The following is a 20,204-nucleotide window of genomic DNA, read 5'->3' on the forward strand; positions in this document are numbered from 1 at the left end:
CGGACTTTGGGGGACCCGGTAGCGTGAGCCGACGATTCCGAAGGTCCCCCATCAGCAGGAGTCCCGGTGACGCAGAGTGGACAGGGCGAGGAGCCCTCGTCGCGACCCGCGCGCGAAGGCATCGTGCTGCCCTCCGACGGCGGCGAACCCCTGCTGCCGGGCTTGTCCGGCGGCCCCCAGGGCCCGCCCGGCCACGCCGACGGCTACGGCGGCGGTTACGGCCACGGCGGGTACGGCGCCCCGGCCGGTTACGGCGACCAGGCCGGTTACGGTCACCAAGCCGGGTACGGCGACGCCGGCGCCGACGGCGGCGGCCACCTGCCGGGGCAGCAGCCCGGCCCGCCCGACGCCTCGTACGGCGGCCCGCAGCCCGGCGCGGTACCCCAGCCGGGTGCCGACGGCGGCTGGGGCGGCGGCTGGGACGCCGGCGCGCAGCAGGGCGTGCCCCCGCAGCCCGGCCCCGGCGCGCAGCCCGGCGCCGCGCCGCACGCCGGTCCGGGAGCGCACCCCGGGTCCCCGCCGCAGCAGCTGTCCGCCCCCGGCGGCTGGCCGCTTCCCGCGGACCAGCAGCAGTGGGGCTCCGCCCCGCCGCAGCCGGGGCAGACGGGGGCGGACCCGTGGGGCGGCGGCGCACGGTCCGGCGGCCCCGGCCCGCTGCCGCCCGAGAACGCGCCGCAGCCGCCGTACGGCCAGGGCCGGACCGCGGGCGGGCCGCTGCCGCCCGCCGCGGACGAGGGCGCGACCCAGTACATACCCCCGGTGACCGGCGCGCCGGGCGGCCCCGGCACCGGTCCCGTGGACAACGCCACCCAGTACCTGCCGCCGGTCGCCGCGCGCGCCGACGAGGGCGCCACCCAGTACATACCCCCGGTCCCGTCCGGCGCGCTGCCGCACGAGAACCGGGCGGAGCCGACGCGCTACCCGGGAGCCCAGGCACCGGCCGCCCCCGGCGGCTCCGACGCCGACGCCACCCAGTACATACCGCCGGTGACCGGTGCTCCGGCAGGCCCGCAGGGCGGCTACGGCGGTCCGGGCGCGCCCGGCGGCGACGGACGGCAGCCCCCGGCGGAGTTCGACAACCTCTTCCGCGGGGGTCCCGCCGACGCCGAGGCGCCGGCCGCCTCCACCCAGCAGATGCCGCGCTTCACCGAGCCGCAGTCCGGCGGCCACGGCACCCCGGCCGGCTACGGCGGCCCGCCGCAGGGCGCCCCGGCCCCGCAGGGCTCCTTCATCCCGCCGTCCGCGCGCCGCGCCGTGCACGACGACGCCGACGACCACGGCGGCCGCCGCGGCGGCACCGGCTCCCGGCTGCCGCTGTTCGCGGCGATCGGCGTCGCCATCGCCGTGGTGGGCATCGGCGCCGGCGCCCTGCTGGGCGGCGGGGGCGGAGGCGACGACAAGGACGACGGCAAGACCGTCGCCGCGTCGGCGCCCGCCGGGACGCCGTCGCCGTCGGCGACCGTCGACGAGGCCGAGCAGCAGGCGATCGCCCTGGACAAGCTGCTCGCCGACAGCGGCACCAGCCGGGCCAGCGTGATCAAGGCCGTGTCGGACGTGAAGTCGTGCGGCAACCTCGCGCAGGCCGCCGCCGACCTGCGGGCCGCCGCCCGACAGCGCGCCGACCTGGTCACTCGCCTGGGGGCCCTGCCCGTGGACAAGCTGCCCCAGCACGAGGCGCTGACCACCGCCCTCACCAAGGCCTGGCAGGCGTCGGCGTCCGCCGACAACCACTACGCCGCCTGGGCCGACCAGGTCGCCGCCAAGAAGAAGGACCTGTGCAAGAAGGGCAAGGCGCGGGCGACGGGGGAGACCCAGGCCGGCAACCGGGCCAGCGGCACCGCCACCGCCCAGAAGGGCAAGGCGGCTCCGCTGTGGAACGCCATCGCCCAGCCGTACGGCCTGACCCAGCGCCAGCCCAGCCAGCTCTGAGCCGGCTGCCCGGCGCCGGACGGCCGCCGGGCTCCCCTGGGTTCCCCGAGGCCGCCGGTCAGAGGTCGGCGGCCTCCAGCGTCCGCGTCACGTCGACGAAGCCGTTCCTGGCCGCCACCAGCCGCCCGTCACGGACCACCTGCAACGTCACGTCGGCGTTGACCAGGCGCGGCAGGCCGACCGAGCCGAGCCGCTCGGCGAAGCCCCAGCGCAGCGTCGGCGTGAGGCCGCCCGTGGTGACCTTCAGCCCGTCGTTCAGGGCGCCCCGGACCGTGTCGGCGCTCACCTCGCCGCCGCCGAGCGACTCCACGACCTTCCGGAAGACGGTGTAGGCGAGGTAGGTCGTCTGCACGCCGGTGTCGTCCGGGTCGATCCGGTTGTCGGTGAACGCCTCCTCGTTGATGATCTTCTTCATCTCGTCCCAGCGCTTGTCGCTGGACACCGGGTACCAGCCGGTGACGTACGACCCCTCGTAGGGGCTGCTCGCCCCGCCGGTGGAGTTGATCAGCGTCTGGTCGACGCTGCCGAGGACGGTGCCGGTGCGGACGTCGGCGGCCTTGTCGCCGGTGCGCCGGAAGGAGTCCATGAAGGTGCTGGTGCGGTCCCCGAGCACGGGCACCACACAGCCCTCGCCGTCGTCGCCGCGCCCCGCCGCCCGCAGCGCCCGCTCGGCCTCGGTGGAGTACTCGGTGGCGTCCTCGGCGGCGCGCTGGTCCCGGGCGCCGTCGTGGCCGCGGGACTTCAGGCCGGAGTTCAGCATGCCGGGCAGGGAGTCGCCGGCGATGGTGTCCGGGCGGATCAGGGCGACCTCGCCGCAGGTGCGGGCGAGCTCCTGGCCGAGGCCCGCCAGCAGCGCGGGCTGGCCGCCGTTGACCGGGTAGGACAGCGGACTGGTGAACTCGGCGGTGGTCACGCCGTAGCCGCCGATGTACGGGATGCCGGCGCCCTCCAGATGCGGCAGGAAGGACGCGGAGTACTGGCTGTAGGAGCCGACGACCGCCACGGCGCCCTCCTTGACGGCACGCCGGGCGCAGTCCGCGGCGCCCACCGTGTCGTTGCGGTCGTTGCAGGCCAGCACCTTCAGTTCCCGCCCGTTCAGGCCGCCCTGGGCGTTGATCCAGCGGGCGTAGGCGAGGGCGAAGGCGGGCATGCCGGGCTTGTTGGTGGCCGTGGTGTCCTCCGGCGCCCACGTCATCACGGTGATCGGAGTGTCGCCGGAACCCCCCGTGGTGCCGGGGAGGACTCCGCAGCCGGCGACGAGCGACGCACCGGCGGCCAGGGCGCCCGCGTGCAGCGCGGTGGATCTGAGCCGCCGGGTGAAGCGGCGGTACGTGGGGAGAAGGGGGCTTCGTGTACATCGCCTGCCGGTCATGGACACGCACGATTCCGTCACACCACTAACCCGGGCGTGACCCGAGAGCAACGGAAGGTGACGTGACGGTGAATTGGGGGAGCCGGGGCGCTGCGCGCAGGTCGCGGCGAGGGCGGGACGCGGCCGGTGTGACACGGATCGTACGATCGATGACCGTGCAAGCTCAGGAGAACACTTCCCGTCGCGGCCGTCGCTCATCCACCATGGGCGGCATGCCACTCAACGACATGCCGTGGTGGCGCTGGCGCAGCAATGTGCGCTCCGCGCTGCACATGCTCTCCGACCCGGCGTTCCAGCGGGACGTATGGCTGGCCGGTGCCGACGGTTACGGCGACGTCACCGACGCCGTGTACCGCCTGGTCGAGGACACCTGGCTGGACAACTGGTCCGCCGAGAAGTACGTCGGCACGATCTTCCGCGACTCGCAGGAGGCCGCGCTGGTCGACACCGCCGTGCTGCGGGTGCTGCGGATCATGCACCAGGTCGGGCCGGACGCGCCGGTCGCGGCCTATCTGGAGCACCAGGGCTGGCCGGACGCGGTCCGGGCGGCGCGGGACGCCCACGTGCGGCTCGCGGCGAGCGACGGCGACGACCCGGACGCGCCGCCGCGCAGCCTGGAGGTCCTGCGGATCATGACCCGGGCCGCTTAGGACCCGGCGCCGGGCGGGTCCGCGTTCCGGGACGCCTGCCCGGAGCGGGGCGCGGTATGGGACCCTGTGCTGCATGAACGAGCAGCCCACCCGAGCCGCCGCGGCCCTCGCCGACCAGTACGTCCTCACGCTGTCCTGCCCCGACAAGCAGGGCATCGTGCACGCCGTGTCCAGCTATCTGTTCATGACCGGCTGCAACATCGAGGACAGCCAGCAGTTCGGCGACCACGACACGGGACTGTTCTTCATGCGGGTCCACTTCTCGGCGGAGGCGCCGGTGACGGTGGACAAGCTGCGGGCCAGCTTCGCGGCGATCGGCGACTCCTTCCAGATGGACTGGCAGATCAACCGGGCCGACGAGAAGATGCGCGTCGTGCTGATGGTGAGCAGGTTCGGGCACTGCCTGAACGACCTGCTCTTCCGGGCACGGATCGGGGCGCTGCCGGTGGAGATCGCGGCGGTGGTGTCCAACCACACGGACTTCGCCGAGCTGGTGGGCTCGTACAACATTCCGTTCCACCACATCCCGGTGACGAAGGAGACCAAGCCGGACGCGGAGGCGCGGCTGCTGGAGCTGGTGCGTGAGGAGCGGGTGGAACTCGTGGTGCTCGCCCGGTACATGCAGGTGCTCTCCGACGACCTGTGCAAGCAGCTGAGCGGGCGGATCATCAACATCCACCACTCCTTCCTGCCGAGCTTCAAGGGCGCCAAGCCGTACCACCAGGCGCACGCCCGGGGCGTCAAGCTCATCGGGGCCACGGCGCACTACGTCACCGCCGACCTCGACGAGGGGCCGATCATCGAGCAGGAGGTCGAGCGGGTGGGGCACGACGTCACCCCCGACCAGCTGGTGGCCGTCGGGCGCGACGTGGAGTGCCAGGCACTGGCCCGGGCCGTCAAGTGGCACGCCGAGCGGCGCATCCTGCTCAACGGCCGGCGGACGGTCGTCTTCGCCTAGCCGAGCCCGGCCGACTGCCGAGTCCGGCCCCCGGTGGAAAGGGTGCCCTCCGCCGTCGGCCACCGCCTACATCCGGCTCAGTGACGCCACCGAGAACAGCACGTCTCTGATCGCCCCGCGGTCGCCCACCTGGCCCGCCGCCGCCTCCTCCGGCGGAACGCGGCCTGCCGCGAGATGGCAGAACTCCACGCCGTCCAGGGCCACGTGGGCCACCTCGTGGTCGGCGGAACCGAGGGCGGCGGGGGAGTCGAGCGGGATGTGCCACTGGCCGCCGCCGTGGCCCTCGATCTCCAGACGGAGGCTGCGGCCGGGCCGGCCGGCGGTGACCAGGCCCTGGACCGGTTCGGCGAGACCGGCGCGGCGGCGGGCCGCGAGCGCGTCCGGGAGCAGCCCGGCGGCCCGTTCGATCAGCTGGTTGAGATGGCGGGGCGCGGGCGGCCCGTGGGGGTAGTTCACGGCGTCCGCGATGTCCTCCGCGTGCACCCAGCACTCGAACGCCCGGTCCAGCATCGCGTCCCGCAGCCGCAGTTCCACGCCCGCCCCGAACGCCACCCCGAGCTCCCCGGCACCGCCGTCGGCGCAGGACGCGGTCCGCACGATCGCGTGGGTCTGGTCCCGCCACGGGCCGCGCACCGACCGGGTGTGCGGGAAGCGCGCCTCCTTCCAGTACCTCTCCGTGCGGTCGGCCGGGGTCGCGACCGGGTCGTCCCCGCCGGTGTCGGCGGTGCCGGCGCCCTGGTGCAGCGGGTCCGCCAGGCCGAGCGCCACCGCGACCAGCCCGTCCACCGCCAGCAGGTGCGCGATCACCCCGGCGACCGTCGTACGGCGCCGCCGGGTCGCCTCGCCCTCGTACCACCGCAGCCGTACCGGCGCGTGCCACTCGGCGTCGCCGAAGTCCTGCAGCAGGGCGTCCAGGCGGGCCGTCTCCGCGTCGTAGGGCGCGACCCACTCGGGTACCGGGATGCGCGGCGGGCGCCGGTCCAGGCAGCCGTCCAGGACCCGGGTGCGCAGCCCCGGGTCGAGGTCGAGGCTCTCCGGGCGCTGCAACAGGCCGACCGCCTCGCGCAGTCGGCGCGCCTCGTCCGCGCAGGAGCCGCAGTCGCCGAGGTGCGCCTCGACGGCGGCGGCCTCCTCGGCCGAGCAGGCCGCCAGTGCCCAGGCACCGAGCAGCGCCTTGAGCACCGGGTGCTCCAGACGCGGCGGCGTCGCCGTGTCCCCCTCGTCATTCACGCCGTGCGTGTCCTCCCCCTCGGCACGGTCGGACGGCATCGTGGTGTGGGGCGCCGGAGGCGGCTGGTCAGGTCCGCGTCCGTCGCCTCGATGCCCGCCGTGGTCGGTGCGATCGGTGTGGTGGCCGGTGTGGTGCGTGTGGTCGTCGTCGTGCCTGTGGTCGGTGTGGTGGCCGCCGCGGCGGGCGGGGTGGTCGCCGCGCCCCTCGGTTCTTCCCTGGGACCCGCCGCGGCCGTCGTACGCCTCGTGCCGTCCCGCACCGGTCACGCCGCACCCCCGTACCCGGGCGGGGCGCCGGGGGCCGCGGAGTCGTGGGCGGTGGCCAGCAGCTGCAGGCCGAGGCGGAGGCGGCGACGCGCCTCGTCCTCGGTGATGGCGAGGTCGGCGGCCGCCTGGCGGTAGTCGCGGCGCTGGAAATAGGCCAGCTCCAGGGCGGCGCGCAGTGGGGCCGGCATCGACTGGACGATGTAGTCGGCGCGGGCCGCCACCGAGGCGTGCCGCACTCGGTGCTCCAGCTCCTCGGGGGTGCCGGGGCCGCCGAGGGCGAGGGCGGCGGTCCCGGTGGCACGCAGCCGCTGCACGGCGAGACGGTGGGTGAGGGCGGCGACCCAGGTGCGCAGGGGGCCCTGCCGGGGGTCGTAGGCGTCGGGGTGCTCCCAGACGTGGCGGAAGACCTCGCGGGTGACGCGGTCGGCGGCCTGTTCGTCTTCGAGCACCCGATGGGCGAGTCCGTGCACGAGTGAAGCGAAGCGGTCGTAGAACTCACCGAGGGCGGCTGCCTCGCCGCGGGCCAGCCGCTGCTGCATCGTGCGGTCCCAGCGGGCCGGTGTGTCCTTCGCCGCCATGTGAACCCCCTCACCCCGTGCCTGCGTCAAGCCTGCGTCCTCGGTCCCTCCGAATGTAGTCGGCACGTCCGAAAGCGCACGCCCCTTTGTCGCGATGTGCGCCCCCCGTGCGATCCGTGTCCGCCCTCGATCGAACCGGATCGAATACGACGGAAACAAGCCTCTTTCCTTTGGTTTCTGTTTTCCGGCTCGTGTTTCGGGGAACGGCCGCTGGGCAGCCGCGCTGCAAGGAGGCGAAGGGACCGCTTCCGTACCGGCGAGTGAAGGGCGTGGTGGTGGCTTTCAAGGTGACCTGCGGTGAGCAGGCCGGATGGGCCGTGCTCCAGGTGTCCGGGGAACTGGATCTGATGACCTCGCCGGTGCTGCGGCAGCGGGTGCACGACGAGGTGGCGGACGGGCGGCGACTGGTCGTCCTCGACCTGTCCGAGGTGCGCTTCTGTGACTCCAGCGGCATCGGCGTCCTGATCGCCGCCCGCCGGCTGCTGCGCAGTTGCCAGGGCCGCCTCCGGCTGGTCCTGCCGGCCCGGGGCGCGGTGGAGGGCTCGCACGTCAACCGGGTGCTCGGGGCGCTGGGCGTGCGGCGGCTGTTCGACGTGTACGTGGACGTGGAGGACGCGGTGGCCGAGGGGTCGGAGCCGCTGTCGGCGTAGCGCGAAGAGCCGGGGACGGGACGCGAGACACCGTGTTCCGTCCCGTCCCCGGCTCTTCGCCGTTGCCGGGGCGCCGGACTACGAGGGGCTGTTGTACCGCTCGATCATGTGCATGCTGTTGAAGGTCCAGCTGCCCGCGGGCGCCTCCCAGCTGTGCAGCGGCGAGTTGAGTGTGCCGTCCGCCTTGCTGGTCCAGGTGATGGTCTTGACCCTGCCGTCCGCGTATCCGTAGACGGTGGCGAGGTCGTCGCGGCCGTCGCCGTCGTAGTCGCCCGTGACGATCTTCATGCCGGAGCGGGTGTAGTTCCCGGCCGGGGTGCTCCAGATCTCCGTACGGTCGCCGAACGCCCCGTTGCCGTCGAGGGTGAACCGGATGACCGCGTCGTGGCCGTCGCCGTAGTCGTACCAGCTCACGATGTCGTCGTGGCCGTCGCCGTCGAAGTCACCGGAGTGGATGCTGGCCCGGTCGAAGTTCCAGCCCGTGCTGTTCCAGCCGTGGACGGGCTCGTTGAATCCGCCGTCGGCCTTGGCGAGGAAGGTGATGAGCTTCACCTCACCGCTGGCGTAGCCGTACAGCGTGCCGAGGTCGTCGCGGCCGTCGCCGTTGAAGTCGCCGGTGGTGAACTTCATGTTCGAGGCGGTCCAGCCGTCGGTGCGCTGGAACGAGGAGAACGGCGCGCTGAAACCGCCGACGGCGTTGGCGAGGAAGGTGTGCAGCTTGTCGCTGCCGTCGGCGTAGTCGTACCAGACGGCGATGTCGTCGCGGCCGTCGCCGTTGAAGTCGCCCGCGTTCGCGGTCATGCGCGAGAAGGTCCAGCCCGACGTGACCTTCCAGGAGTGCAGCGGGTTCTGGAAGGTGCCGTCCCCGTTGCCGAGCCAGGTCAGCAGCGCGACGTCCCCGTTGGCGTAGCCGTAGAAGGCGGCCACGTCCGCGATGCCGTCCCCGTTGAAGTCGCCGGTCAGCCGCTTCATGTTCTCGGCCCAGTAGTTGCCGGGGGCGGTGTACCACCCGTGCACGGGGCTGTCGAACCCGCCGTTGTCGGTGGCGAGGAAGGCGTGGATCTTGTCGCTGCCGTCGGCGTAGTCGTACCAGTCGGCCATGTCGCTGCGGCCGTCGCCGTTGTAGTCGTGGCGCGGCGCGCTGTTGCTGGACCACTTGGAGACGCCCTGGGCGTCTCGGACGACCAGGTCGCCGCCGGGCCGCAGGGTGGCGGTGCCGCCGGTGGCGGCGGTGGCGGACTGCCACAGGACGGTGGTGCCGGCGGCGTCGCGGACGACGAGGTTGCCGGTGGTGTCGAGCGCGGCGGTGGCGTCGGGGTGGCCCGCGGTGCCGGCGGACCACAGGGTCCTGCCGGCGGGGGAGACGACGGCCAGGTCGCCGTCGGTGCGCATGGTCAGCCGGACCCGGCCCGCGATCAGACTGTCGCCGGAGGACAGCCGCTGTCCGGCGGTGAGGCGGGAGGCCGGCATCGCGCCGATGTCGTCGACGCGGCCGGCGATGGCGCCGTTGCGGGTCTGGGCGGGGTCGGAGCCGAAGCAGCCGCCCTGCCAGGAGCGGCTGCCGACGCCGACGAGTTGCGGGGTGCCGCCGGTGACGCGGAGCAGCGGGGCTCCGGCGTCGCCCTTGCAGATCGCGTCGTCGGCCGTGGTGCCGTGGATGTCGACTTCGGTGGCGGTGACGGCTTCGACGGTGAAGGAGGCGGTGTGCAGGCCGGTGGGCGCCCACTCCGTCCTGGTGCGTCCGTAGCCGGGAACGGTGAGTGTGTCGCCCTGGGCCGTGGGGGTGGTGGAGACCTTGACCGGGGTGATGCCGGTGGCGGGCTGTGCGAGGCGGGCCAGGACCAGGTCGCGGCCGGGGCGGGGCACGAGGTCGACGATCTCGCTGACGTGTCCGCCGGTGGTGGTCAGGTCGGTGCGGCCGACGGTGGCGACGGTCTTCTCGGCCGGTGCGCCGGGGGCGAGTTCGCCGGAACCGCCGGTGAAGCAGGAGGCGGCGGTGAGGATCCACTGCGGGTCGACGAGAGCGCCGGTGCAGGCGTGCAGGGTGTCCTCCCCGTCGCCTATCTCCAGCCGTGCGGTGAAGGCGTAGCCGCCGTCCGTCACGGCGGGACCCGTGACGGCGTGCGCCGACGCCGGCAGTCCGGCGGTCAGCAGGGCGGCGGCCAGGAGGCCCGTCGCCATGGCGGTACGGCGTGGAACATGTCTGGTCATGAAGCGGTGTTCACTCCTGCCGATAAGTGACGATAAAGGGAAAGAGGAGCCGGGCGAGTGCGAACCGCTTCGCAGTCCGGCAAGGGCGGAGGGGATCTCGCGCGCCCGCCGCCGCATTTCTCGGAATCCGCGAAAGGGGGGCCGCGTCGGTCATCGCCCGTACCGGCCCGGATCGTCCGTCCCGTGGGCCGGGGGCCGGTTTCACTGCTTTCCGCTCGACCGCGGACCGCGCAATGGCGGACGGACCGCCGTGTCCCCGGACGTGGCAGTCTTCTCTCATCGCCGGACATCCCCCCTTGTGTCCAGACGGCGAGCACCGAAATGCAGTGAGCTCGAACGTCTTCACCCTACACACGTAACTCCGGGGTCCGGCGGACGGGTTCGAGGGGCGTTATCACGCCATGTCCGAAAACCTTTCCCGCAGCCGGTACTTGAGCACCTTCCGCAGGGTTTCATTGCGCGGCAGGGCGTCCACCACTTCCAGTTGCTCCGGCAGTTTGTGCACCGACAGACCGCGCGCCCGCAGATACGACGTCACCGTGTCGAGGGTCACCGCGTCCGCCCCGTCGGGCTGTTCGACCACCGCGCAGACGCGCTCCCCGCGGTCGGGGTCGGGCAGGCCGATCACCGCGGTGTCGGCGATGTCCGGATGGGCGCACAGCAGGTCCTCGATCTCCTTGGCCGAGATGTTCTCGCCCTTGCGGATGATCACGTCCTTGCGGCGGCCGGTGAGGACGAGGTGGCCGGTGGCGGTGAGGTGTCCGAGGTCCCCGGTGCGCAGGAATCCGTCCGCGTCGAAGACCTCCGCCGACTGGGCGGGGTCCAGATAGCCCCGGCAGACCGCTTCGCCGCGCAGCCGCACCTCCCCGTCCACGATCCGGATCTCCATGGACTCCGGCGGCCGTCCCTCGGTGGTCGCGAGGTGCTCCGCGGTGTCGTCGGGCGACCCCATGGTGATCATCGGGACTTCGGTCATGCCGTACCCATGGGTGAGCTGGACGCCCATCTCCCGGACGACGGCGTGGTACAGCTCGGGCGGCTTCGGCGCCCCGCCGCCCGCGAGCAGCCGGAGGGAGGGAACGGCCTTCTCGCCCGGCGGCAGTTTGCGCTGCTCGGCGAGGAACATCGAGTAGAACGCGGTGGAGCCGCCGGCCACCGTCACCCCGTGGCGCCGGTACTCCGGCAACGCGTCCGGCAGCGCGAAGTGCTCGAACAGCACCGCCGGGAAGCCGTACAGCAGCAGCATCACCGTGTAGTCGGGGCCGCCGATGTGCGCGTAGGGGAACGCCACCGAGCCGACGTCGTCGGCGGACAGCCGCAGCGCGTGGGCGAGGCAGGCGCCGCCGGCGATCAGTGAGCGGTCGGTGTGCAGCACGCCCTTGGGGTCGGAGGTGGTCCCGGACGTCCAGTAGATCCAGCGGACCGAGGTGCCGTCGCGGGGCGGGGCGGGCAGCGCGTCCGGGTCGCCGTCCGGGAGGGCGTCGTACGCCTCGAAGACCCCCCGGGCGCCCAGCCGCCGGGCCATCTCCGTGTGGTCGAAGCCCCGCCAGACACCCGGCACCGCGAAGTACTCCGCCCGCGACTCGCGCAGCGCGAAGCCGACCTCGCGGTCCCGGTAGAAGGGGATGACCGGTGACTGCACGGCGCCCAGGCGGGCCAGGGCGAAGACCAGGACGACGGTCTCGATGCGGGTGGGCAGCTGCCAGGCGACCACCGTGCCGGGGCGCACCCCCATGGCGTACAGGCCGGCCGCGGTGCGCTCGGCGCGGGTTCGCAGGCCGTCGAAGGTGACGGTCCGGTCCTTCTGGAGCAGGACGGGCCGGTCCGGGGTGAGCCGGGCGCGGCGGTCCAGCAGGTCCCACAGTGTGCGGGCGGTGCCCAGGGAGTGCGGGGTCTCGTTCACGGGTGCCCCCTGCTTGGCTGACGACTCGTCAGGTGCCATGCTATCTGACGAGTCGTCAGATAGTGAGACAGGACTCGTCAAGGAGCACTCCTCAGGGAGAACTCCTCAGAGAGAACCGTCAGCTACCCACGGTCCGGCGGAGGCCAGCCATGGAGACCGAACTGCCCCGTGTCGTCAGCGTCGACGACCACGTGATCGAGCCCGCGCACCTCTTCGACACCTGGCTGCCCGCCAAGTACCGCGACCGCGGCCCCCGGCCGCTGACCGCCGGGATCGGCGAACTCGCCTACATCGGCGGCAAGTACCAGATCACCATGGACCCCGACGGCCCGCCCACCGACTGGTGGGTCTACGAGGACCTGAAGTTCCCGTACAAGCGCAACATCGCCGCCGTCGGCTTCGACCGCGACGAGATGACCCTGGAGGGCATCACCCGCCAGGAGATGCGGCGCGGCTGCTGGGACCCCAAGGCGCGCCTCGCCGACATGGACCTCAACCACGTCGAGGCCTCCCTGTGCTTCCCCACCTTCCCCCGCTTCTGCGGGCAGACCTTCGCCGAGGCGCACGACAAGGAGGTCGCCCTCGCCTGCGTCCGCGCCTACAACGACTGGATGGTCGAGGAGTGGTGCGGCGACAGCGGCGGCCGGCTCATCCCGCTCTGCCTGGTCCCGCTGTGGGACGTGGCGCTGGCCGTCGAGGAGATCCGGCGCAACGCCGCGCGCGGGGTGCGGGCCGTGACCTTCTCCGAGATCCCCACCCATCTCGGGCTGCCGTCCATCCACTCCGGCTACTGGGACCCCTTCTTCGCGGTCTGCCAGGACACCGGCACGGTGGTCAACATGCACATCGGCAGCAGCTCCCAGATGCCCGCCGCCTCCCCCGACGCCCCGCCGGCCGTCCAGGCGTCGCTCAGCTTCAACAACGCCATGGCCTCGATGACGGACTTCCTCTTCAGCGGGGTGCTGGTGCGCTTCCCGAAGCTCATCCTCGCCTACTCGGAGGGCCAGATGGGCTGGATACCGTACGCGCTCGAACGCGCCGACGACGTCTGGGAGGAGCACCGCGCCTGGGGCGGCGTCCGCGACCTGATCCCCGAACCGCCCTCCACGTACTACTACCGGCAGATCTACTGCTGCTTCTTCCGCGACAGGCACGGCGTCGCCTCGCTGGACACCGTCGGCCGGGACAACGCGACCTTCGAGACCGACTACCCGCACGTCGACTCGACCTTCCCGCACACCAAGGAGGTCGCCCTGGACCATGTGAAGGGCCTCGACGACGAGACGGTGTACAAGCTGATGCGCGGCAACGCGATCCGCATGCTCGGCCTCGGCCTCGACGGCAACCCGGCCCGCTGATGGAACTGGCCGGCACCCCCGAGGAGGAGGAGTTCCGGGCCCGGCTGCGCGCCTGGCTCCGCGCGGTGCTGCCCACGCTGCCGCCCGAGCCGCCGCCCGACGACTGGCCCGCCCGCCGCGCCTACGACCTCGGCTGGCAGCGGCGGCTGTACGACGCCGGGTACGGCGAGGTGCACTGGGACGCCCCGCCGGCGGTACGGCTGGTCTTCCTGGAGGAGACGGAGCGGGCGGGCGCGCCCTACGTCGGCGCCAACTTCGTCGGGCTGCTGCACGCCGGCCCGACCGTCGCCGCCGAGGGCACCGACGCGCAGCGGGCCCGCTGGCTGCCGCCGATCCTGCGCGGCGAGGAGGTGTGGTGCCAGGGCTTCAGCGAGCCGGACGCTGGGTCCGACCTCGCCGCCCTGCGCACCCGCGCCCGCCGCGACGGGGACGTCTACCGGGTCTCCGGGTCGAAGATCTGGACCTCGCACGCCGAGGTCGCCGACTGGTGCGAGCTGCTGGTGCGCACCGACCCGGCCGCCGGGAAGCACCACGGCATCACCTGGCTGGCCATGCCCATGGACGCGCCCGGCATCACCGTACGGCCGCTGCGGACGCTCGCCGGGTCCGCCGAGTTCGCCGAGGTGTTCCTCGACGACGTGCCGGTGCCGGTCGCCAACCGGGTGGGCGAGGAGAACGACGGCTGGCGGGTCACCCAGGTGACGCTGTCCTTCGAGCGGGGTACGGCCTTCGCGGGCGAGGTCGTCGCCTGCCGCCGCGTCCTCACCGAACTGGCCCGCGCGGCGCGGCGCAACGGCCGCTGGGACGACCCGGCGCCGCGCCGCCGACTGGGCGCCCTGGACGCCGAGTTCCGGGCGCTGTGGCGGCTCGTGCAGTGGAACGTCAGCGAGGCTGCGGCAGGTGTCCCGGGAGTGGGCGGCTCGGTCTTCAAACTGCGCTACTCGCACGCCCGGCAGGAGCTGTACGAGGCCGCCGCCGAGGTCCTGGGCGACGACGCGCTCGACCTCGACCGGCCCTGGGTGCGCGACCGCCTGTCCGCCCTCTCGTACACCATCGCCGCCGGGACCTCCCAGATCCAGCGGACCATCGTGGCGCAGCGGATTCTCGGGCTGCCGAAGGGACGGTAGAGGCAGGTGCGTTTCCGACTGAGCGACGAACAGCGGGACTTGCGGGACAGCATGCGCGCGCTGCTGACCCGGCGCTTCCCCGCCGAGGCGCTGCGGGCCGCCGTGGCCGAACCCCGCCTCGACCGCGGCCTGTGGCGGGAACTGGGTGCCGCCGGCTTCTTCGCCCTGCGCCTGCCGGAGTCCGGGGGCGGCGTCGGCCTCGGCCTCCCGGAGGCCGCCCTCGCCTTCGAGGAGGCGGGCCGCGCCCTGTTGCCCGGCCCCCTCGTCCCCACCCACCTCGCCGCCGGCCGTGTCCCCGGGGCGGCGACCGGGGAGACGGTGGTGACAGCGGTGGACGGGGGGCTGGTGGAGTGGCTGGAGGAGGCGGACGTGGTGGTGGGGGCGGACGGGGTGATGGGTTCTTACGGGGTGGCGGGTTCTTACGGGGCGACGGGGTCGGAGGTGGTGTCGGGGGCGGGCGGGGCACCGGGGTCACGGGACGAACCGGCCGTGGAACAGGTACCGGGCGTGGAACGACAAGTACCGGGCGTGGGACGGGTACCCGCGGCGGGCGGCTCCGGTGCCCGCGGGCCGCTCGGGGCCGTACCGCTGCGGTCCGTGGACCCGCTGACGCCCTTGCACCGGGTGCCGGGGACGGCGGGGGGCGCGGGCGCGGCGGCCGGTTCGGGCGCCGGCCCCGGAGCGGGGGAGGCCGGCGCCGGTCGGGCCGCCGGGTCCGGTTTCGGCGCGGGTCCCGTCGCCGTGCTGCTGTCCGCCGCCGAGCAGGTCGGGTCGGCCGGCCGGGTGTGCGAGCTCGCGGTGGGGTACGCGCGGCACCGGGAGCAGTTCGGGCGGCCGATCGGGACGTTCCAGGCGGTCCAGCACCTGTGCGCCGAGATGTTCGCGCGGGTGGAGACGGCCCGGGTGGCCGTGTACGCGGCGGCTGTGACCGGCGACCCCCTGGACATCGCCGCCGCGCGCCTGCTGGCCGACGAGGCCGCCGTACGCGGTGCGCGGGACTGCGTGCAGGTGCACGGCGGCATGGGGTTCACCTGGGAGGCGGAGATCCACCTGCACCTCAAGCGCGCCTGGGTGCGTGCCCGGCGTGGCGGCGGCCGCACGGAGAGTGAGGAGGCGCTCGCGGCGGGGCTGGTGCGGGCGGGGGGCGGCTAGCGCCGGCCGCCGCCCTGGGCTGGGGTGGCGGGGGTGGCGGCCGGCCGACGCTCCCGAGCCGGGGCCAAAGGTGTCGCGGATCGTGGCATTCCGTCATCACGCACCGTAGTGGGCCGCCGAGACCGGGTTGTGTCCTTACCGTGCCCCGTCACGTCCTGGAGTCGTGGAGTGGCTCCGGTACCTTCGGGGGATGCGAGTGGTTCCCGGTGCGTGGCGAGCCGGTGTTGCCTGTTCGACTCCCCCCGCGGGGCGTCGCACAGTATGCCGCACGGGTACTCCTTCGCGCTGGAATATGCCTGAAGCGCTTGTTGGGGTGACACAACGTCAACCATCCTGTGCGGTAAGGGATTCACGGTCCGTCACCCCGCTTCCCGCTGTTGTTCTGCGCATGCGGAAAATGGCTACGATCGTGGCCCTCGTCGTCACGGTGTTCGTGTGTCGCGCGTGGTTCGCGTGGCGTGCGCCCGTGTGTCCGCCGGTTCGGATGGTGTGAGCGGTGCAGGTGCTTCAAGTGCAGCTGGAGATCCGGCCCGACCCCGCTGAGGTGGGGCGGGCCCGGAAGTGGGCCCGTTCGCGCCTGGCCGGGTCCGGTATGGGTGACGATGACCCCCTCGCCGAGACGCTGGTCCTGCTCGTCTCCGAACTCGTCACCAACGCCGTGGTGCACACCGGCCGTCCGGCGGTGCTGCGGCTGAGCCTCCCGGCGTCGGACGCGGCGTCGGACCCGGCGAAGGGTGCGGTCACCGTGCGCCTTGAGGTCACCGACCGCAGCGAGCGGGTGCCGGTGCCCCGCTGTGCCAACGGCGACGCGACCGGCGGCCGGGGGCTGGCCCTCGTCGACTGCCTCGCCGACCGCTGGGGATGGAACGTCGAGGGAGCGGGCAAGCGCATCTGGTGCGAGCTGGACCGCTGCGCCGCGTCCGACGCCATGACGGCGGTCGGCGGCAGTGTGGGGCGCCCGGAGGCGGCGTGCGGCGCGTACGAGCCGTACCAGGGGTGCGGGGGCGTCGAGGGGCTCGCCTACGAGGCTGTGTGACCCGCTGGGGCGCGGGGTCGCAGGGAGCGCTGCCGGTCCGTCAGGAGCCCCGGGTCGTGCGCCCGGACGTGCTTCCGTGCGCGCCCGTGGTGAATCGGACCAACCCCCACAAACTTCCGACCCCCTGTTGACGAGACGTGTCCGTTTGATCACGCTTGTGGTCAGCGATTCGCCGCGAGGGGACGACGAGGGGCTCGGTGACGGAGACCCTCGACGAGTGTGGGTCGTGGATTCGGCGCCGTCCCGGCTCAGGGCCGAGGGGGAGCGGGGCGGGTGCGCCGAAGCCGGTCGGGCGGTGCGCGGTGCCGTGCTCGGGGCGGGCGCGGCGCGCCGCCGGCCGGAGGCCGGAACGTCCCGGCGGAAGGCTTCGGGGGCTTCGGGGGGAGCTTCCGAGGGGGGCTTGGGGAGAGCCCCTGGGGGGCCTTCCGCCGGGATCCGCCGGCATCCCGCGGGGGTTCCCGTGCGATCCGGGCGGGCGGACGCGGTCTCGTGCCGTCGGGGGTCGCCGGGGGCGGGGCCGGGTTGCGGGACGGCTACCGGCGCTCGCGTCCCGCCGGGGGCGGGCCGGGCTGCGGGACGGCCGCCGGCGCTCACGTCCCGCCGGGGGCGAGGCGCGGCTACAGGACGGCCACCGGGGCCACCGGCGCTCCCGTGCCGCCGGCGAACGGCTCGGGCGTCGCCGACAGCAGGAAGGCGTACCGGCCACTCTCTCCACAGGCTGTGGACAACTCCTCCAGGTTCCAGTTCTGACCCTGCATCATCCCCATCTCCACCAGGTCCAGGGCGTGCACCGGCAGCCACAGGTCCTCGATCTCCGGGGGGAAGATCTCGAAGGTCAGCGTGTCGTTGGCGACCGCCGCCACATCCCGGGCGTGGAACCACTCGGGGGTGCGGACCGACAGGCCGGGCGACGGATACCCGTAGGCGTGCCGGTCGCCCGCCAGGAGCACCCGGACCTGCCCCGTCCGTACGAGGACGATGTCGCCGGCGCGCACCCGCGTACCGGCGAGTTCCTCGGCCGCCGCCAGGTCGCCCGGGGTGACCGCGTGGCCGCCGGGCAGCCGCTCCACGCCGTGTGCCCGGGCCACGTCCAGCAGTACCCCGCGCGAGACGATGTGGCGCGGCTTGTCGATCCCGGCGAAGGCGGCGCCGGCGTGCGCGGTGATCAGCTCCGCCGGGCGGCCGTTGTAGAGGCGGCCCGAGTGCGAGACGTGGCTCAGCGCGTCCCAGTGGGTGCCCGCCTGCAGGCCCATCGTCACCGCGTCGTCGCTGCACGCCACCGTGCCCGGACCGAACAGCTCCTGGTTGATCTGCACCATGGCGTGCAGGGGGTTGACCCGGCCCGGGATCACACCGGTCTGGACGCCGTCCTCCCGCAGCGGGAGGGCGAGCGCGACGCGTCGGCCGGTGCGGACCTCGGCCGCCGCCGCGCGCACCACCTCGTCGGTGATCAGGTTCAGCGTGCCGATCTCGTCGTCGGCGCCCCAGCGGCCCCAGTTGTTGACGCGCTCGGCGATTGCGTGGAACTCGGCCGGAAGTGTCATCCGGTGCCTCCCCGGGGCTTGTCCTCGCGCGGCTGACCGGTCATAAAATCTAACGGTCCGTCAGATTCTGCGGGAAGGGGCCGGACGTGGGGAACTTCTTGGCCGGCAAGGTCGTGGCCGTGACCGGGGCGGGGCGCGGCATCGGACGGGCGGTGGCCCTCGCCGCGGCGGCCGAGGGCGCCCGCGTCGTCGTCAACGACCACGGCGTCGCCGTGGACGGGGCGGCACCGTCCAGCGAGGTGGCCGAGGCGGTCGTGAAGGAGATCGCCGCGGCGGGCGGCGAGGCCGTCGCGGTCGCCGACGACATCTCGACGATGACCGGCGGGCAGCGGGTCGTGGACACCGCCCTGGCCTCCTACGGGCGCCTCGACGGGGTCGTCTGCGTCGCCGGGATCCTGCGCGAGCGGATGCTGTTCAACATGACCGAGGAGGAGTGGGACCCCGTCGTCGCCACCCACCTCAAGGGCACCTTCACCGTCTTCCGCGCCGCCTCCGCCGTGATGCGCGCCCAGCGGTCCGGGACCCTCATCGGCTTCACCAGCGGCAACCACCAGGGATCGGTGTCGCAGGCCAACTACAGCGCCGCCAAGGGCGGCGTCATCTCCCTCGTGCGCAGCGCCGCCCTCGGCCTCCACAAGTACGGGGTGACCGCGAACGCGGTGGCCCCGGTCGCCCGTACCCGGATGTCCGCGAACGTCCCCGTCGAACTCGCCGAGATGGGGGAGCCGGAGGACGTGGCCGCGCTGGTGACCTACCTGCTGTCCGACCGGGCCCGGGAACAGGGCGTGACCGGACAGGTGTACACGATCGCGGGCGCGAAGCTGGCGGTGTGGGCGCAGCCGCGTGAGCTGCGCGCCGCCTACGCCGACGGCTCCTGGTCCGCCGAGCGGATCGCGGAGGTGCTTCCCGGGTCCGTGGGGGTGGATCCGATGCCGCTGCTGGAGCGGGTGAAGGAGATGGAGCGCGCGGCGAGGGAGGGGGCTCGGCCGAACGCCTCCTGAGGCGGGGCGGGTTGTGCGTCGGCGGGTGCGGGACGCGTCGTGGTCGATCGCGCGGTTCCCCGCGCCCCTGAAGGAGTTGGAGTGAGCGTGGAGTTCGAAGTCGACCCTGCTGACGAGGACCTTCGTGCCGAGGCCCGGGCGTGGCTCGCCGAGCACGTGCCCCACGCCGCCGGCCGGCGGAGCTGGGAGCGCACGCTCGGCGCCGCCGGGTGGGTCGGGATCGGGTGGGGGGAAGGGGGCTACGGCAACCGGGTGGCCTCGCTCGGCGGGCAGGTGGCCTGGGCGGAGGAGTACGTGCTATCCGGGGCGCCCGGGCGGTGCGGGCACATCGGGGAGAACCTGCTGGCACCGACACTGCTCGCGCACGGGACACGGGAGCAGAAGGAGCGGTTCCTGCCGCCCATCGCCGCGGGCGAGGAACTGTGGTGCCAGGGCTACAGCGAGCCGGAGGCCGGGTCCGACCTCGCCGGGGTGCGCACCCGGGGCGAACCGCAGCCGGACGGGACGTACCGGGTCACCGGGCAGAAGATCTGGACGTCGCTCGCCCGGGACGCCGACTGGTGCTTCGTGCTGGCCCGGACCGACCCCGGCTCCCGGCGCCACCACGGGCTGAGCTTCCTGCTCGTCCCGATGGACCAGCCCGGCCGCATCGAGGTCCGGCCGATCCGGCAGATGACCGGGACCAGCGACTTCAACGAGGTGTTCTTCGACGGCGCCCGCGCCGAGCAGCGCGTCGGCGCCGAGGGCGACGGGTGGCGGGTCGCGATGAGCCTGCTCGGCTTCGAACGCGGGGTGTCCACACTGGCCCAGCAGATCGGGTTCGCCGAGGAACTGCGGCAGGTGGTGCGGACCGCCGTGGCCAACCGGACCGCCGCCGACCCCGTCGTGCGCGACCGGCTCGTCGAACTGTGGGGCGAACTGCGGGCCATGCGGTGGAACGCGCTGCGCACCCTCGGCAGTTCCCCGTCCCCCGGAGCACCCAGCGTGGCCAAGCTGCTGTGGGGCGGCTGGCACCAGCGGCTCGGGGAGGTGGCCGTGCGGGTGCGGGGGGCCGGCGCGGGCGTCGGACCGGTCGACTGGTCGGCCGCCGCGCCGTACGAACTCGACGACGTCCAGCACCTGTTCCTGTTCTCCCGGGCCGACACGATCTACGGCGGCTCGGACCAGATCCAGCGCACGATCATCGCCGAGCGGGTGCTCGGCCTGCCCAGACAGCCCAGGCAGTAGGGAGACGGCCG

The 20,204-nt window shown here is 73.6% G+C and carries 16 protein-coding genes; 10 read left to right on the forward strand and 6 right to left on the reverse strand.

The window, feature by feature from the left end; genetic code table 11:
* The first annotated feature begins 66 nt into the window (after positions 1-66).
* The gene (locus ACSLTV_RS13870) at positions 67-1,929 is read left to right on the forward strand and encodes a hypothetical protein (protein WP_435612217.1); all 1,863 of its coding nucleotides are present in this window, start codon (positions 67-69) and stop codon (positions 1,927-1,929) included.
* Positions 1,930-1,987: 58 nt separating this feature from the next.
* Here the strand turns inward: ACSLTV_RS13870 and ACSLTV_RS13875 are convergent, their stop codons facing one another.
* Entirely contained in the window at positions 1,988-3,301 is a 1,314-nt protein-coding gene (locus ACSLTV_RS13875) for an ABC transporter substrate-binding protein (protein WP_432137359.1), read from the reverse strand.
* A gap of 149 nt (positions 3,302-3,450) precedes the next feature.
* On the opposite strand from ACSLTV_RS13875, the gene ACSLTV_RS13880 reads away from it, so the two are divergent.
* Complete coding sequence (locus ACSLTV_RS13880; protein ID WP_432137360.1) at positions 3,451-3,951, forward strand: SCO4402 family protein; 501 nt, start codon at positions 3,451-3,453, stop codon at positions 3,949-3,951.
* A gap of 73 nt (positions 3,952-4,024) precedes the next feature.
* Entirely contained in the window at positions 4,025-4,909 is an 885-nt protein-coding gene (purU, locus tag ACSLTV_RS13885; RefSeq protein ID WP_432156390.1) for a formyltetrahydrofolate deformylase, read from the forward strand.
* 66 nt (positions 4,910-4,975) lie between these two features.
* Here the strand turns inward: purU and ACSLTV_RS13890 are convergent, their stop codons facing one another.
* Both ACSLTV_RS13890 and ACSLTV_RS13895 read right to left on the reverse strand, forming a co-directional pair.
* Positions 4,976-6,406 (reverse strand): zf-HC2 domain-containing protein, encoded by a 1,431-nt coding sequence (locus ACSLTV_RS13890; protein WP_435612218.1) that lies wholly within the window; start codon positions 6,404-6,406, stop codon positions 4,976-4,978.
* The gene (locus tag ACSLTV_RS13895; RefSeq protein WP_432137363.1) at positions 6,403-6,984 is read right to left on the reverse strand and encodes a sigma-70 family RNA polymerase sigma factor; all 582 of its coding nucleotides are present in this window, start codon (positions 6,982-6,984) and stop codon (positions 6,403-6,405) included. Before ACSLTV_RS13895 ends, ACSLTV_RS13890 begins: the two co-directional genes overlap by 4 nt.
* Positions 6,985-7,253: 269 nt before the next feature.
* Between ACSLTV_RS13895 and ACSLTV_RS13900 the strand changes: the two genes are divergently transcribed.
* Positions 7,254-7,634: an STAS domain-containing protein gene (locus tag ACSLTV_RS13900; protein ID WP_432137415.1), complete on the forward strand. Its 381-nt coding sequence runs from the start codon at positions 7,254-7,256 to the stop codon at positions 7,632-7,634.
* A gap of 78 nt (positions 7,635-7,712) precedes the next feature.
* On the opposite strand, the gene ACSLTV_RS13905 is transcribed toward ACSLTV_RS13900, so the two are convergent.
* The gene (locus ACSLTV_RS13905; RefSeq protein ID WP_435612219.1) at positions 7,713-9,845 is read right to left on the reverse strand and encodes an FG-GAP-like repeat-containing protein; all 2,133 of its coding nucleotides are present in this window, start codon (positions 9,843-9,845) and stop codon (positions 7,713-7,715) included.
* Positions 9,846-10,239: 394 nt separating this feature from the next.
* Positions 10,240-11,748, reverse strand: a complete 1,509-nt coding sequence (locus ACSLTV_RS13910; RefSeq protein WP_435612220.1) for a class I adenylate-forming enzyme family protein — start codon at positions 11,746-11,748, stop codon at positions 10,240-10,242.
* Positions 11,749-11,897: 149 nt separating this feature from the next.
* Here ACSLTV_RS13910 and ACSLTV_RS13915 point away from each other — a divergent pair, with 149 nt between their 5' ends.
* The 4 genes from ACSLTV_RS13915 to ACSLTV_RS13930 all read left to right on the forward strand — a co-directional run bounded on the left by ACSLTV_RS13915 (position 11,898) and on the right by ACSLTV_RS13930 (position 16,421).
* Positions 11,898-13,106 carry an amidohydrolase family protein gene (locus ACSLTV_RS13915; RefSeq protein WP_432156387.1) on the forward strand — a complete coding sequence of 403 codons (1,209 nt, stop codon included), beginning with the start codon at positions 11,898-11,900 and terminating at the stop codon, positions 13,104-13,106.
* The gene (locus ACSLTV_RS13920; RefSeq protein ID WP_435612221.1) at positions 13,106-14,233 is read left to right on the forward strand and encodes an acyl-CoA dehydrogenase family protein; all 1,128 of its coding nucleotides are present in this window, start codon (positions 13,106-13,108) and stop codon (positions 14,231-14,233) included. The genes ACSLTV_RS13915 and ACSLTV_RS13920 overlap by 1 nt, the downstream gene beginning before the upstream one ends.
* Before the next feature lie 6 nt (positions 14,234-14,239).
* Positions 14,240-15,385 (forward strand): acyl-CoA dehydrogenase family protein, encoded by a 1,146-nt coding sequence (locus ACSLTV_RS13925; protein ID WP_432137368.1) that lies wholly within the window; start codon positions 14,240-14,242, stop codon positions 15,383-15,385.
* 511 nt (positions 15,386-15,896) lie between these two features.
* A complete protein-coding gene (locus tag ACSLTV_RS13930; RefSeq protein WP_432137416.1) occupies positions 15,897-16,421 on the forward strand; it encodes an ATP-binding protein in 525 nt (174 codons plus the stop codon).
* Between the two features lie 617 nt (positions 16,422-17,038).
* Here ACSLTV_RS13930 and ACSLTV_RS13935 read toward each other — a convergent pair.
* Complete coding sequence (locus tag ACSLTV_RS13935; RefSeq protein ID WP_435612222.1) at positions 17,039-17,965, reverse strand: cyclase family protein; 927 nt, start codon at positions 17,963-17,965, stop codon at positions 17,039-17,041.
* Positions 17,966-18,051: 86 nt separating this feature from the next.
* Here ACSLTV_RS13935 and ACSLTV_RS13940 point away from each other — a divergent pair, with 86 nt between their 5' ends.
* Positions 18,052-18,966: an SDR family NAD(P)-dependent oxidoreductase gene (locus ACSLTV_RS13940; RefSeq protein WP_432156383.1), complete on the forward strand. Its 915-nt coding sequence runs from the start codon at positions 18,052-18,054 to the stop codon at positions 18,964-18,966.
* Positions 18,967-19,053: 87 nt separating this feature from the next.
* Positions 19,054-20,193, forward strand: a complete 1,140-nt coding sequence (locus tag ACSLTV_RS13945) for an acyl-CoA dehydrogenase family protein (RefSeq protein ID WP_435612243.1) — start codon at positions 19,054-19,056, stop codon at positions 20,191-20,193.
* The last annotated feature ends 11 nt before the right edge of the window (positions 20,194-20,204 follow it).

Source organism: Streptomyces sp. bgisy159 (assembly GCF_965341775.1).
Lineage (GTDB): Bacteria > Actinomycetota > Actinomycetes > Streptomycetales > Streptomycetaceae > Streptomyces.

Excerpts from the sequence above, each read along its gene's own strand:
- ACSLTV_RS13875 (WP_432137359.1), bottom strand. The coding sequence starts at position 3,301 with ATGACCGGCAGGCGATGTACACGAAGCCCCCTTCTCCCCACGTACCGC.
- ACSLTV_RS13880 (WP_432137360.1), top strand. The coding sequence starts at position 3,451 with ATGACCGTGCAAGCTCAGGAGAACACTTCCCGTCGCGGCCGTCGCTCA.
- purU (WP_432156390.1), top strand. The coding sequence starts at position 4,025 with ATGAACGAGCAGCCCACCCGAGCCGCCGCGGCCCTCGCCGACCAGTAC.
- ACSLTV_RS13895 (WP_432137363.1), bottom strand. The coding sequence starts at position 6,984 with ATGGCGGCGAAGGACACACCGGCCCGCTGGGACCGCACGATGCAGCAG.
- ACSLTV_RS13905 (WP_435612219.1), bottom strand. The coding sequence starts at position 9,845 with ATGACCAGACATGTTCCACGCCGTACCGCCATGGCGACGGGCCTCCTG.
- ACSLTV_RS13915 (WP_432156387.1), top strand. The coding sequence starts at position 11,898 with ATGGAGACCGAACTGCCCCGTGTCGTCAGCGTCGACGACCACGTGATC.
- ACSLTV_RS13920 (WP_435612221.1), top strand. The coding sequence starts at position 13,106 with ATGGAACTGGCCGGCACCCCCGAGGAGGAGGAGTTCCGGGCCCGGCTG.
- ACSLTV_RS13935 (WP_435612222.1), bottom strand. The coding sequence starts at position 17,965 with ATGACACTTCCGGCCGAGTTCCACGCAATCGCCGAGCGCGTCAACAAC.